Source organism: Pseudomonas sp. P4_C8 (genome assembly GCF_056401975.1).
Genome location: NZ_JBFUIH010000038.1, coordinates 13,351 through 27,005, shown reverse-complemented (window position 1 = coordinate 27,005; position 13,655 = coordinate 13,351). Strand labels below are relative to the sequence as shown.

Genomic DNA, 13,655 nt, shown 5'->3' with positions numbered 1-13,655 from the left:
TTTTCGTTGCGACGTATTTACTTGCCGTAAATGTCGAAGTCGAAGTACTTGTCCTGGATTTGCTTGTACTTGCCGTTCTCACGAATGGCGGCGATGGCTGCGTTGAGCTTCTCCAGCTCAGCCGTGTCACCTTTGCGAACAGCAATACCTACGCCGTCGCCGAAGTATTTGATGTCGGTGAAGGCCGGGCCCACGAACGCGAAACCTTTGCCTGCGTCGGTTTTCAAGAAGCCGTCATTCAACAGCGTAGCGTCTGCCACGGTGCCATCGAGGCGGCCAGCGGCCACATCGAGGTAAATTTCGTTCTGCGAACCGTAAGGCTTGACCTCGGCACCCAGCGGGGCCAGGACTTCGCGGGCGAAACGCTCGTGGATCGAACCACGTTGCACGCCGATGTTCTTGCCCTTCAATTCAGTCAGGCCTTCGCTGACTTGAGTGCCAGCCTTCATGACCAGGCGCGCCGGAGTGTTGTAGTACTTGTTGGTGAAGTCGACCGACTTCTTGCGATCTTCAGTGATCGACATCGACGACAGGATCGCGTCGATCTTGCGCACTTTCAGTGCCGGGATCAGACCGTCGAACTCTTGCTCGACCCACACGCACTTGACCTGCATCTGCTCGCACAGGGCGTTGCCGATGTCATAGTCGAAACCCACGATGCTGCCGTCCGGCGCTTTCGAAGCGAACGGAGGGTAAGCCGCTTCGATGCCAATTTTCAGAGGCTTTTCATCGGCGAAGGTTGGCAAGGACAGCACGGACAGTGCCAGGGCGCCAAGCAGCACGAGTTTCTTCATCTTGGGACTCCATCGGTAAAGGGCAAAAACGGCAGAGTGAGCGACAGCCCAATATGCGAGTGAGTAGAACCACAAAGCGATGCTGCGCTGTAGGAATCGCGCGCTTTTTTCAACGCGAGCCACAACGAGCGAGTGATCGGCATTCTAACGACAGGCCCGAAGCCGATATTTCTTCAATGCGACAACTAATTACAGAAGCACCGAGAAAGCCGCCTGAGCGCGTTGACAGCCCTGCAAATTCATGCGGGAGCAAAAGACAGTGAACCGATCTATATTGCAAATTGCGGGCCTATTATTGGCAAACCCTTCTAATCCGGCAAGCTTGGCGTTATGTCTTATTTTTCAGGGGGACTGAGTAGGCCCGGTAATGGGGTTTGGCGTTTCCCAATGCCCCGGATCGGCGCGGGCGGTTACACATTCAGTTACTTGAAAGGTGATGGGTAACAGTGGGAAGCGGACTACGAACAGAGTCGATATTTATTGGCCGTTGTTTATGAGGTGTCTGACAGATTGTCATCGCGGGCAAGCCTTGCTCCTACGGATCGAGGTCATCCGCAAATGTGGCGATCTACCCAAATCCTGTAGGAGCAAGGCTTGCCCGCGAAGAAGCCCGAACTGCCCACACAAAAACCCAGAGCACAAAAAAACCCCACCAGGCTCAACACCTGGCAGGGTTTCGATGACTCAAGAACCGCTACTTAAGCAACGTTCATGGTCTTGTGCGTATCAATCAAATGCTGCACCACACCCGGATCGGCCAGGGTGGAGATATCCCCCAACCCATCGTATTCAGCCGTCGCAATCTTGCGCAGAATCCGGCGCATGATCTTGCCCGAACGGGTTTTCGGCAGCCCCGGCGCCCACTGGATCACATCCGGCGAAGCAATCGGGCCGATCTCCTTACGCACCCAGTTTTTCAGTTCCAGGCGCAGTTGCTCGCTCGGCTCTTCGCCGCCGTTCAGGGTGACGTAGACATAAATGCCCTGCCCCTTGATGTCGTGCGGCACACCGACCACCGCCGCTTCGGCGACTTTCGGGTGAGCGACCATCGCGCTTTCAATTTCGGCGGTGCCCATGCGGTGGCCGGAGACGTTGAGCACGTCATCCACGCGACCGGTGATCCAGTAGTAGCCATCCGCATCACGACGCGCACCGTCACCGGTGAAATACATGCCGCGGAACGTCTTGAAATAGGTATCGACGAAGCGGTCATGGTCACCGTACAGCGTGCGCGCCTGACCTGGCCACGAATCGAGAATCACCAGGTTGCCCTCGGCAACGCCTTCGATGATGTTGCCCAGGTTGTCGACCAAGGCCGGCACCACGCCGAAGAACGGACGCGCCGCCGAACCCGGCTTGAGGCCATGAGCCCCCGGCAACGGGCTCATCAAGGTTGCGCCGGTTTCGGTCTGCCACCAGGTATCGACAATCGGGCAACGGGATTGGCCGACGTTCTTGTAGTACCAATCCCACGCTTCCGGGTTGATCGGCTCACCGACCGAACCCAACAGACGCAGGCTGCTGCCATCCGCGCCTTCAACGGCAGCGGTGCCCGATGCCATCATCGCGCGGATCGCGGTCGGAGCGGTGTAGAGGATGTTGACCTTGTGCTTGTCGACGATCTTCGCCACCCGGGTGATGTCCGGATAGTTCGGTACGCCTTCGAACAGCAGCGTGGTCGCGCCATTGGCCAACGGGCCGTAGACGATATAAGTGTGGCCGGTGACCCAACCGACGTCGGCGGTGCACCAGTAGATTTCGCCCGGGCGGTAGTCGAACACGCGCTCATGGGTCATGGCCGCATACAGCAGGTAACCGCCGGTGGTGTGCTGCACGCCCTTCGGCTTGCCGGTCGAACCGGAGGTGTAAAGGATGAACAGCGCTTCTTCGGCGCCCATCTCTTTCGGCGCGCAGACAGTGCCGGCCACTTTCATCAGGTCTTCGTACCAGATGTCGCGATGCTGGTTCCACTTGATCTCGCCACCGGTGCGTTGGCACACGATGACTTTCTGAATGCTGCTGGTTTCCGGGTTGGTCAGCGCGTCGTCGACGTTGGCCTTGAGCGGAATCTTCTTGCCGGCACGAATACCTTCGTCCGCGGTGATCACCACTTTGGATTTGCAGTCGATGATGCGACCTGCCAGGGCTTCCGGCGAGAAACCACCGAACACCACCGAGTGAATCGCACCGATCCGGGTGCACGCCAGCATGGCGACCACGGCTTCGGGGATCATCGGCATATAGATAGTCACCACGTCGCCGCGGTGCACATCCTGGCCGCGCAAGGCGTTGGCGAACTTGCAGACTTGCTCGTGCAGCTCACGGTAGGTGATGTTGCGGCTTTCGGAAGGATCATCCCCTTCCCAAATGATCGCGATTTGATCGCCGCGCTCGGCCAGATGACGGTCGAGGCAGTTGTAGGAAACGTTCAGCGTGCCGTCGGCGAACCATTTGATGTCGACATGGTGATCGTCGAAAGACGTCTGTTTCACCGTGGTGAAAGGCTTGATCCAGTCGAGGCGCTTGGCTTGCTCGCGCCAGAAGCCGTCCGGGTTGACGACCGACTGCTGGTACATGGCCTTGTAGGTCGCCTCGTCAGTCAGCGTGTTAGCCAGGACCTCGGGACGAACGGGATACAGAGAAGCCGCACTCATCTTTCTTACCTCGGTGGAATAGTTGTTTTTGTATGACACCGTTTTAGCCGGGCCGGCCCTATAGAACCATTCGACGATGGTAGTAACAAGCCCCTACAAAATGCCCTGAAAAGCCCAAAACAAGCTTGGAACACACGTCCCAAACACACCGCCCCCCTGTAGGAGCGAGGCTTGCCCGCGAAGAACGATAACGCGGTCCACCTGAAGTAACTCCATCACCAAGATCGCCAGCCAACCGCCTCTTACAACGTTAATCGAAGATTGTTACGAATTCCGTCAAAGGTGTTTATCAAAACCACGCCTATATGAATGAAAACTCCACGCCTAAAATCTGCCCCGCCAACAAGGCAACCTGATTAACCGAGTTGCAGCCCCCACGAAGGCAGTTAATCAAATACCCCGACACCCAAGCTCCACACGCAACCCCACAAAGGTTGCGTGACCCCATTCGACCTCTAAAAGGTAAATCTGAAATGAAAGCTTTATTAGTTCTGGCCCTCAGCAGCTTGTGCGCAACCGCCATGGCAGACGAGGCCCCGACTGATGTCGCACAGCAACAACCGGCCGTTGAGCAATACACTTACGCCACTCACCTGGACATCGCCAAAGTTGTTTCCATGAGCGAAGTACCGAACGTGTGTGAAGTTGTCCCGATGAAAATGGAATACGAAGACTCCAAGGGCCAACGCCATATTCTTAACTACAGCGTGATGGGTAACGGCTGCTCTAACGGCTGATCTCGACTGTACCGAATCGGATCATTTCAGCTGATCGTTGAAGGTCTATTCCAGCCCGGCTCCGGTCGGGCTCAGTTGTGTTTGCAGACGGCGAAAACCGCTACGAAACACAACATGTAGTGAAAAACAGCCTTTTTGGCTATTTTTTGAGCAGAAACAATCCAGCGTCAAAATTTACGAAAAAAAATCTACACCGGCCAAAGCCCTGTATTCCCTCGGTTTGCCCGAAAAACCCGCCCTTCCGGCCATTCCATGAGCCGATTCGCCGCACCACGCCGGTGAAAATTTCCCTATAATGCCGCCTTAACGGGCCTGCAATATTCCCTTACAGGGATGGAACGCCAGTCTGAAGCCCCGCAGTAGCGTTTAACGCTGGTTGCGCCCATCAGTGGCTCTCGGAACCCCGTACAAAATTCTGTTTTATTGCCTGCCTCGGCTGCAAAAAACGATTCCTTTAGATCCAACGCGGTCAGAGCGACCGTGTGAACAACCATCACACGGGCATCTGGCCCTCACGCAGGAGACGACACGTCATGCTGAGCTGGGACGAATTCGACAAAGAAGACAGCGGCGAAGCCGTGGTAAAAGGCGCTAACGCCGGCCACGCGACCGAAGCCAACATGGACCGACTCGACACCGCTGGTGGTGTCGCCGCTCAAGAAGCTCGCGCCGTTACCGCGAACGACTCTGCCGCAATCGCCCGTGCCAAAGCTGCCCTGGACACCCTCGACGTCGCCGAAGGCCTCGCCGAACTCGAAGGCGCCTCCGCCCGCGTCGCTGTCGACGAAAAGCGCATGATCAACTGCCGCGCCGACCTCAACCAACTCGTGCCATTCAAGTACGACTGGGCCTGGCAGAAGTACCTGGACGGTTGCGCAAACCACTGGATGCCGCAAGAAGTCAACATGACCGCCGACATCGCCCTCTGGAAAGACCCGGAAGGCCTGACCGACGACGAGCGCCGCATCGTCATGCGCAACCTCGGCTTCTTCTCCACCGCCGACTCCCTGGTTGCCAACAACCTGGTCCTGGCCGTGTACCGCCTGATCACCAACCCGGAATGCCGCCAGTACATCCTGCGCCAGGCGTTCGAAGAGGCGATCCACACCCACGCCTACCAGTACTGCATCGAATCGTTGGCCATGGATGAAGGCGAGATCTTCAACATGTACCACGAGATCCCATCGGTCGCGAAAAAAGCCACCTGGGGCCTCAAATACACCCGTTCGATCTCCGATCCGAAGTTCGAAACCGGCACCGTCGAAACCGACAAAGAATTGCTGCGCAACCTGATCGCCTACTACTGCGTTCTGGAAGGCATCTTCTTCTACTGCGGCTTCACCCAGATCCTCTCCATGGGCCGCCGCAACAAAATGACCGGCGTCGCCGAGCAGTTCCAGTACATCCTGCGCGACGAATCCATGCACCTGAACTTCGGCATCGACGTGATCAACCAGATCAAAATCGAAAACCCGCACTTGTGGGATGCTGAGATGAAGGAAGAAGCTTCGCAGATGATTCTGCAGGGCACTCAGCTGGAGATTGAATACGCTCGGGATACCATGCCTCGTGGGGTGCTGGGGATGAATGCGGCGATGATGGAGGATTACCTCAAGTTTATTGCTAACCGTCGTCTGTCGCAGATTGGGTTGAAGGAAGAGTATCCAGGGACTACGAACCCGTTCCCTTGGATGAGCGAGATTATGGACTTGAAGAAAGAGAAGAATTTCTTTGAGACGCGGGTTATTGAGTATCAGACTGGTGGGGCGTTGAGCTGGGATTGATTTCCGAGCTCGCCGCAATTTGACGATTGCAGTCTGAGTCGTTGAGTCGAAAAAGCAAAAGCCCCGATCTGATCGGGGCTTTTTTGTTGGACGATGAGTAGTCCTTTTCCATCCCTACGCGACAACGCTAAATCTCCTACAGCACTTACAGCCGCTTCTGCATTGAAGCCCACCACCGGTGCCTCTAATCTTTACGGCAGGTGCCTAAGAAACACCCAACGTAGAAAGCATGGTCGATTACATAGACTCGGAATTACCCTTGGTGATTCATAGATCGTCTGAGTGATTGCACTGCTCGTTGGGATTTCTTAAGTCCACTCTACGTTGGGGTCAGGCCCTCCAAAATCTAAACGTAGAGGTCATGGTTATGTCCGATCCTTTTTCTGTAACAGTTTTCTCTCGTCACAATCTCCCTCTCCACGCCCTCCTTCTTGAAAACCAGCCCTGGTTTTGCGCCCGCGATATCGGTCGTTTGATGGGTATCCATCTGAGCGAACGCATGGTCAACAAACTCGACAAGGATCAGCGTCGCGTTTTGGGGATTGAGTATTTCCGGCAACCCGACAAGCAACTGATGCTCAGCGAATCCGGCGTGTATGCATTGCTGGTGTATCACTACGTTCCGGGGAATCGATTGTTGCGTGAGTGGTTGACTCATCAGGTGGTGCCGGCCTTGCGCGACGCAGAACATTCGGGACATTCAGATCGCCCTATGCTGAGTTTGTTGGATTGGCCGGAAATGTCGTTGAGTTTGCTGCAGTGGCAGGATGAAGGTTGGATTCGGCTCCGGGACATGCCTTACCTGCTGCACGATCAGCCGCAACGACGGACGACAGTGGTTAAGCCTTGGTGGCGAAGAGTGGCGCAGGTGTTTCAGTCGTCGAATCACTCGATGGGTTAGTTGACTCGCTTGTAGGATCGATTGCGAGATTCGTCGCTATTTTTTGTAGGAGTTTTCGTAGACATCGGTAATGGCCACTCAGTATCGTCCGAGGGTTTTCAACCCTCGGCGATTGTATGGACACGAAAAAAAGCAACAGCGATTGGAGTGATGCGGAGATTCAGGCTGCGGTCGACGCCTATCTCAATATGCTGTCACGCGAGCAGGCCGGTCAAAAATTCGTCAAGACTGAGGAGAATCGTATCCTGCGAGAGGGCCCCTTAGCCGGTCGGACTAAAGGCTCTGTCGAATTTCGGATGCAGAACATATCTACCGTTCTGGTCGAACTGAGTCGAAATCGCATTGAAGGATACAAACCTGCCAAAAATGTCGGCGCTAATGTTGCACGTAGCATTCGTAGGGCGCTCGACGCTTCCAGCATTTTGACACCTGAGGATTTTGTTCCGACAGCGGACGAAGCAACACTGGAGAAACGAGCGGCCAAACTTGAGCGGCAACCATTTCTTTATGTCCCCAAAGGGATAAAAAATCCCATACAGACTGAGTCCAACAGAAAGTCTTACTTTCGTGATCCCGAGTTGAGGGCTTGGGTTCGTCAGCAGGCTGAAGGCAAATGCGAAGGCTGTGGCAACCCCGCTCCGTTTGAAAAGGATGGTCACCCCTTTCTTGAAGTGCATCACGTAAAGCATCTGTCGCAAGATGGTTCGGATCTTCCGTCCAATGTTGTGGCGCTGTGTCCAAACTGTCATCAACGTTGTCACCACTCGAGCGACAGGGTGGAATTCACTGCTTCGCTTTATAAGAAAGTGGCACGGCTAGAAGAGGAGTAAATCTTTCGTCACCACCTCTGCGATCTGTCCGACTGACCGCGTTTGCCTGTTTTGGGGCTGCTGCGCAGCCCAGCGGGAGCAAGCTCCCTCGCCACGGTGAGTTGTGTTGCCACTGGGTCAGCACGAGGAATTTAGACCGAGTTGGTGCTGGGAATCGCGAGCAGGCTCACTCCTACAAGGTTTGGTGTGTTGCCGCAGATTTTTCGGTGTGTTGAAAACAGTCAGTGCAACCCGCCCCGCCTCCCGCTATTAATACCCTTCCCCACTCAAGGACCCGAGCCCGTCATGAAATTCGACCTCGCCTACTGCCTCAGCCTCGACGACAAGCTGTCGATCTATGACGTACGCGATTTGAATTTCGACGAAACCATGGCGTTCGATTCCGCCAAAGAGCACTTCCAGTGCCCCAACGACGCCTGCCGTTTAGCGTTCGATGCGGCGAATGTGTTGACGACGTTCAACGCCAAAAACGTAAATTACGTCCGCACCCCGCACTTCAAGAACACGCCCAGCACCCGGCATGTGGCGGATTGTCCTTATGTCAGCCTCAAGGCGTCGGTGTCCGGTGTGGACGCGGATGGTGCGGAAACGGATGACAGCCGCGAGGAGCACTTCCCGTCGGAGTTGTTGCTGACTCGGCGTCAGTATGTGCGTAAGGCGTCGAACCCTGAGGTCGCAGCGGATGTAATGCAGGATGTCCCAAAAACAACGCCGGCGGACAGCCAGGCAGAGCACACGAGCCAAGAATCAGCGCCGGACAAGACCAGCGTCTTCGCCCATCCTGTGGAGTGTTTTGTGTCGAACTTCGAGGACAAGGAGCTGCTCAAGCGCATGCCGCTGAAGATTGGTGAGCACACGGCGCCGTACGGGTCGTTCTTCAAGAAGATCGAGTACTTGCAAGACAACAAGGGGCTGATTTACTGGGGCAAGATCAAGGAGATCAAGGATTACACCCAGAGCTTTCGCATCGATTTCGAACAGAAGGTCTGGTTCAAGCAGGCGGATGAGGCGAAGAAGAAGCCTTATTCGGTCAATGTTTACTTGAGCAAGAAACTGATCGACAACTACCGCAAGCGCAAAGCGTTTCTGGAAGAGATCAAGCACGCCATCGAGAGCGGGAAGAATTTGTATTGCTTCTTTTATGGCGTGACGCCGGAGTTGAAGCAGGTGCCGAGCAAGAAAAACCCCGAGCAGACGTTCGGGGTGTTCAGTGCGAATATCGAGAACCTGGATCACTTCATTATTCGAGAAGCGCCGGGGTTGCAGGGTTAGTAGACCGGGCCACGGTGCTACTGCGACGGCTCATTGCGCTTCGGCATTAAGCTGCGTTTCGAGTGCCCATATCTCCCGTTTCACTTCCATGCGCCGCTCACAGGCCGCCTCGACTGCCGGCTCATCCAAGCCACCATAACGGCGCAACCAGTGAGCAATCATTTCCTCGTCGGGGTAGTAATAGTCCTTGTGCCCTTTGCTACTCCTCGGGGTGTCGTTCATATCGCCATCGAAGCGCGCAGCCGAGAACTCGTCCGAGGGCAAAGTGCCCCATTCGGCGGCACAGTCCTCAAATACCCAGGCGATGTCATTGAGGTGTTTTTGCGCTCCGCGATGACCGCGTTTGTAAAACACGTATTCGCGGCAACTCTCCTGGAAACGGTCCATCATCGGCTCGTCATCGATCCAGCGAAGGATGTCGTGCTGCCCTGCATGGCGGATCAAGCCGTTTATCCAGCGTTCGGTAAAACGTTGAACGAAACCTTCGATATCCGCTTTTTTCGCGTCCGCGAAAATCATGCAATAACGGGTTTGCACATGGATGACAAATAACACGTGCTTGCGTTGGACGGTGATGGCGTGGACCAGCCACTGTTCGGTGAACTCGACTGCCTCATCATCCTCGATAACCGGTGATGGCGGTTTTTCCACCGGAGTGATTTTCTTACCCTTGTGCACACGGCTGAAGAAGTTGCTGGCCGCTTCGGTGCAGTTAAAGATCAACATCCTGATTCTCTGTTTAGATGCTAGAAAAATGCTTTCAGTCCTTAACCCATTCAATTTCATAAGGCTGGCGAACGGCGTCAGAAACTCTTTCACGGAACTCCTCACTCAACCCCGACAATTCCTCATCACTGAGCAAGTCATACGCAATCATCAACCTTAAAGATAACGATGCTTCTGAGCGTCGAAGTCCGTCGAATGCCATCGCTAGGTCCTTGTCCCGATTTCGCATGAGGCGGTAGAGCGTAAGATATCGCGCATGAGCTGATAGAGCATCGTTTTGCGCGATAGTCTGGGCATCAACAAGAACGCCTTGGCAGAAGCGATCCAGCGCCAGTTCGTAGAGTTCTTTGTATTTCTTCCAGTCACTTTCGGATATCGACATGGCCCCCTCCTGTACTAGATTTTGAGCAATGCCGTGCGACAACTTACGGCAACGATAGGCTCAGCATCACGATAACCAACAATCCAATATAGATCCCAGCGTGTAATCGATCCGGAATCCGCCCGATCCAAGGTGTGGCCAATCGAATCCCCAGCAACGATCCCATCGTCAAAACCGCAAACGCCAGCAGATCCACATAGCCGATAAACCACGCCCCCAAGTCAAATTCGCTGAATCCCGCCATGGCCACGTAAGTCACCGTCCCGGCCACCGCGACCGGCAAGCTCAACGGATTGGCCATGGACGTCGCCTGACTCATGCTCAACCCGCAACGCCGCAACAGCGGCACAGTCATGACGCTGCCACCCACGCCGAGAAACGTCGCGATAGCGCCAATTCCTACGCCACCACCAGACACTTCCGCCCTCCCCAATCGGCGTGGGACTCCAGCGTCAGACTGCGTAAGAAAACCACGCCGGAACAGGCAATCCACAATGGTCACGCCCAGGTACGCGATGAACGCATAACGAATCACCTCGCCACTCACCCACATCGCCGCCATGGCACCGACGATAGCGCCCACCCCGATAAACCCGCCCAACGGCCACAGGTAATGGCGAATGAGGTTCCCGGCACGCCGGTGTTTGCCGGTGGCGATCAGCGCGTTGACGATCATCACGCAGGTCGAAGTCGCCACCGCAATGTGCATCGCCGCTTGCCCGACGGGGTCATCGACGCCATGGCTGGCGGTGAGCATGCGGTAGAGCAATGGCACGACGACGAAGCCGCCGCCGAAGCCAAACAGCACCGCCGTGATACCGGTCATGCAGCCAAAGAGTGCCAGCAGGAAATAGAACATTGCGTGTCGTCCATTGGTTGGGAGCGGTCGACGATAGAGCGATGCGTCTTGGCCTGCTTCAGCAACTCAGCCAATAATGTTCGCGTTTACGCCAACTGCTGGAAGCCGCCATATGCGCAATGTTCCGATTGATCTGCTGGATGACACGCCTCGCCCGGTGGTGGCGATCGGGACGGATTATTCCCACGGCCATTTGTTGCCTCGTCATACACACCGGCGGGCGCAGTTGTTGTATGGCGCCACCGGGGTGATGCAGGTCAGCACGCATGACGGCAATTGGGTGGTGCCGCCACAGCGGGCGGTGTGGATTCCGCCGGGCATGGCGCATGAGGTGCTGATGCTCGGGGTGAGTACGCGCAGTGTGTATATCGAACCGGCGGCGGTTGATCTGGGGGATCGCTGCCAAGTGATCAGTGTGTCGCCGTTGATGCGGCATTTGTTGATGGAGGCGGTGGAGATCCCGCTGGCGTATGACGAGGCCGGGCGTGACGGTGCCCTGATCGATTTGCTGCTGCACGAACTGGCGCGCAGCACTCACCTGCCGTTGCACATTCCGCTGCCCGTGGATACGCGGTTGCTGGGGTTGTGTCAGGCGTTTCTCCGGCAACCGAATGCTCACCAGCCGCCGCAGGACTGGGCCGATCAATTGCACATCAGCTTGCGAACGTTTAATCGATTGTTTCGACAACAAACCGACCTGAGTTTCAGCCAATGGCGGCAGCGAGCGTGCGTGGTGCTGGCCCTGGCGCGGTTGGCGTCGGGGACTGCGGTAACGCGCATCGCGCTGGATTTCGGTTATGTCAGCCCAGCGGCGTTCTCGACCATGTTTCGTCGCGTACTGGGGCAGCCACCGTCCGTCTGGATGCAAGCCTCGAAATAGAACAAATCAAAAAATGAGTTTGATCCGGGCGCAAAACAACTGTACAAAAACACAGTACATTTTGAATCAGCACTCTCGAGCCCGGAGAACACCATGGCCTCTCATGCGATGAAAATCACCCTGGAACGTATCGCCCTCTTCCAATTCACCCCGGCCCACTGCGCCCAAGCTCGAGCGATGCTGGGCTGGAGTGTTGATGAGCTGGCTCGGGAATCCGGGGTTTCGGTAGAGGCCATCGAGCGATTCGAGGCTAAGCGCGATGTGCTGGATGTCACCCGGTTGGCGTTGGCTTATTGCTTTGAGGCGCAGGGGTTGGTGTTTTTCCCGGGGTTTGCGCCGGGTCGAGGGATGAATGTGAAAGGGTCGACGCCGAACCCGGTTGGGCGGGCGGATTATGCGATGGTGGAGTGAGGTGTCAGCGGATGATTGATGTCGATGGAAGTGACAACTGCGTTTATGAGGCGCTCGGATATCCCGATGCAGGTGAAATGCGGGCCAAATCCGAGTACGTGATGAAGATTGGGATACTCCTTGAAACCGGTCGATTGGATAAGACTGAGGCGGCGCAAAAGCTCGGGCTGTCTGAGGAGGAGCTGAATGAAATGCTCCGTGGAAAATTTCGCGATTTGACCGTGGCGAAGATCTCGGAATATCTGAGTCTGCTGCTCGATACGCGGAGCTAGTCGGGATGTAGAGCTCGGGCCGCTTCCTTCGGCCCGGCAATCAGACATCAAGCGTTCTGCGCTGTGACCTGATCGGTTTCACTTTCCATCCCTAGCCACCACGCTCTTCCGCGTTGCGGGTACATCACGTTGAACGCCTCACCCATTTGCGGTGTGGTGATCGACACATTGCGTTCCCAGGCCAACGCCAGAATGCGGTCGAAGGGCTCGAACCAGGCGTGCATCGACAAATCGAAGGTGCCGTTGTGAATCGGCAATAACCAACGGCCCTTGAGGTCGATGTGCGCTTGCAGGGTTTGCTCCGGCTGCATGTGAACGTGGGGCCACTCAACGTTGTAGGCGCCGGTTTCCATCAGCGTCAGGTCGAAGGGGCCGTACTGTTCGCCGATGCGTTTGAAGCCATCGAAGTAGCCACTGTCGCCGCTGAAGAAGATCCGCGTGTCGCCGTCGATCATCACCCAGGACGCCCAAAGCGTGCTGTTGCCGTCGAACAAACCACGGCCGGAAAAGTGTTGCGACGGGGTGGCGATGAACTGGATGCCATCAACATCAGTGCCCTGCCACCAATCGAGTTGGCGCACTTTGCTGGCATCGACGCCCCACTTGATCAGTGTGTCGCCGACACCCAGCGGGGTGAGGAAATACTTGGCCTTGTCTGCCAGTTTGAGCACCGCGTGATAATCGAGGTGGTCGTAGTGATCATGGGACAGGATCACCGCTTCAATCGGCGGCAATTCTTCCAGGCTGATCGGCGGCTGGTGGAAACGCTTGGGGCCGGCCCATTGCACCGGGGAGGCACGCTCGGCGAAGACCGGGTCGGTGATCCAGAATTTGTCCCGCAGTTTCAGCAGTAAGGTGGAATGGCCGAGGCGGTAAACGCTGTGGTTGGGCGCTGCGATCAATGCCGCCTGGGTCAGTGTTTGTACCGGCACCGGGGCGGTCGGGCGGGTGTTGCGTGGTTTGTGGAAGATCATGTTCCACATGATGCGCAACATTTTGCGCACGCCTTCGCGCTGCACGGGGGTATGGTTTCGAAAGTGCCCTTCTGCCTGACGGGAAGCTTCAGGCAAAGGGGTGTTATCCGTAGAGGAAGTTGAAGTGGCCATGACTGAGTGACTCCAGAAAAACCGCAAATTTGCGGTTTTTCACGGTG

General features: G+C 56.0%; 14 protein-coding genes. 8 read left to right on the top strand and 6 right to left on the bottom strand.

Going from position 1 to position 13,655, the window contains the following annotated elements; translation table 11 throughout:
* Nucleotides 1-17: 17 nt before the first annotated feature.
* Together AC1DWM_RS22315 and acs are read right to left on the bottom strand one after the other, a co-directional pair.
* Complete coding sequence (locus AC1DWM_RS22315) at nt 18-794, bottom strand: ABC transporter substrate-binding protein (RefSeq protein WP_477796126.1); 777 nt, start codon at nt 792-794, stop codon at nt 18-20.
* A 698-nt stretch (nt 795-1,492) separates the two neighbouring features.
* The gene (gene acs / locus AC1DWM_RS22310) at nt 1,493-3,448 is read right to left on the bottom strand and encodes an acetate--CoA ligase (protein ID WP_477796125.1); all 1,956 of its coding nucleotides are present in this window, start codon (nt 3,446-3,448) and stop codon (nt 1,493-1,495) included.
* A 473-nt stretch (nt 3,449-3,921) separates the two neighbouring features.
* Here acs and AC1DWM_RS22305 point away from each other — a divergent pair, with 473 nt between their 5' ends.
* The 5 genes from AC1DWM_RS22305 (at nt 3,922) to AC1DWM_RS22285 (ending at nt 8,972) form a co-directional block, all read left to right on the top strand.
* A complete protein-coding gene (locus tag AC1DWM_RS22305; RefSeq protein WP_223516130.1) occupies nt 3,922-4,185 on the top strand; it encodes a DUF2790 domain-containing protein in 264 nt (87 codons plus the stop codon).
* 533 nt (nt 4,186-4,718) lie between these two features.
* On the top strand, nt 4,719-5,969 hold the full coding sequence (locus tag AC1DWM_RS22300) for a ribonucleotide-diphosphate reductase subunit beta (RefSeq protein WP_007943877.1): 1,251 nt from the start codon (nt 4,719-4,721) through the stop codon (nt 5,967-5,969).
* A 367-nt stretch (nt 5,970-6,336) separates the two neighbouring features.
* Complete coding sequence (locus AC1DWM_RS22295) at nt 6,337-6,870, top strand: BRO-N domain-containing protein (RefSeq protein WP_223519496.1); 534 nt, start codon at nt 6,337-6,339, stop codon at nt 6,868-6,870.
* A gap of 116 nt (nt 6,871-6,986) precedes the next feature.
* Nucleotides 6,987-7,700, top strand: a complete 714-nt coding sequence (locus tag AC1DWM_RS22290; RefSeq protein WP_223519494.1) for an HNH endonuclease — start codon at nt 6,987-6,989, stop codon at nt 7,698-7,700.
* 285 nt (nt 7,701-7,985) lie between these two features.
* Nucleotides 7,986-8,972: a hypothetical protein gene (locus tag AC1DWM_RS22285; RefSeq protein ID WP_223519492.1), complete on the top strand. Its 987-nt coding sequence runs from the start codon at nt 7,986-7,988 to the stop codon at nt 8,970-8,972.
* 30 nt (nt 8,973-9,002) lie between these two features.
* Here the strand turns inward: AC1DWM_RS22285 and AC1DWM_RS22280 are convergent, their stop codons facing one another.
* From AC1DWM_RS22280 to AC1DWM_RS22270, 3 genes are read right to left on the bottom strand one after another with little or no spacing between them, the layout of a single operon-like run.
* Nucleotides 9,003-9,698, bottom strand: coding sequence for a DUF6933 domain-containing protein (locus AC1DWM_RS22280; protein ID WP_223519498.1), 696 nt, complete (start codon nt 9,696-9,698; stop codon nt 9,003-9,005).
* 34 nt (nt 9,699-9,732) lie between these two features.
* On the bottom strand, nt 9,733-10,080 hold the full coding sequence (locus tag AC1DWM_RS22275) for a hypothetical protein (protein ID WP_223519490.1): 348 nt from the start codon (nt 10,078-10,080) through the stop codon (nt 9,733-9,735).
* Nucleotides 10,081-10,123: 43 nt separating this feature from the next.
* Complete coding sequence (locus tag AC1DWM_RS22270; RefSeq protein WP_477796124.1) at nt 10,124-10,939, bottom strand: sulfite exporter TauE/SafE family protein; 816 nt, start codon at nt 10,937-10,939, stop codon at nt 10,124-10,126.
* Nucleotides 10,940-11,051: 112 nt separating this feature from the next.
* On the opposite strand from AC1DWM_RS22270, the gene AC1DWM_RS22265 reads away from it, so the two are divergent.
* The 3 genes from AC1DWM_RS22265 to AC1DWM_RS22255 all read left to right on the top strand — a co-directional run bounded on the left by AC1DWM_RS22265 (nt 11,052) and on the right by AC1DWM_RS22255 (nt 12,502).
* Nucleotides 11,052-11,819, top strand: a complete 768-nt coding sequence (locus AC1DWM_RS22265; protein ID WP_477796123.1) for an AraC family transcriptional regulator — start codon at nt 11,052-11,054, stop codon at nt 11,817-11,819.
* A gap of 93 nt (nt 11,820-11,912) precedes the next feature.
* The gene (locus AC1DWM_RS22260) at nt 11,913-12,230 is read left to right on the top strand and encodes a helix-turn-helix domain-containing protein (RefSeq protein ID WP_007946091.1); all 318 of its coding nucleotides are present in this window, start codon (nt 11,913-11,915) and stop codon (nt 12,228-12,230) included.
* 11 nt (nt 12,231-12,241) lie between these two features.
* Nucleotides 12,242-12,502 (top strand): XRE family transcriptional regulator, encoded by a 261-nt coding sequence (locus AC1DWM_RS22255; RefSeq protein WP_223519484.1) that lies wholly within the window; start codon nt 12,242-12,244, stop codon nt 12,500-12,502.
* Between the two features lie 47 nt (nt 12,503-12,549).
* Here AC1DWM_RS22255 and AC1DWM_RS22250 read toward each other — a convergent pair whose 3' ends face one another.
* Nucleotides 12,550-13,608: an MBL fold metallo-hydrolase gene (locus tag AC1DWM_RS22250; RefSeq protein WP_223519482.1), complete on the bottom strand. Its 1,059-nt coding sequence runs from the start codon at nt 13,606-13,608 to the stop codon at nt 12,550-12,552.
* Nucleotides 13,609-13,655 lie beyond the last annotated feature (47 nt).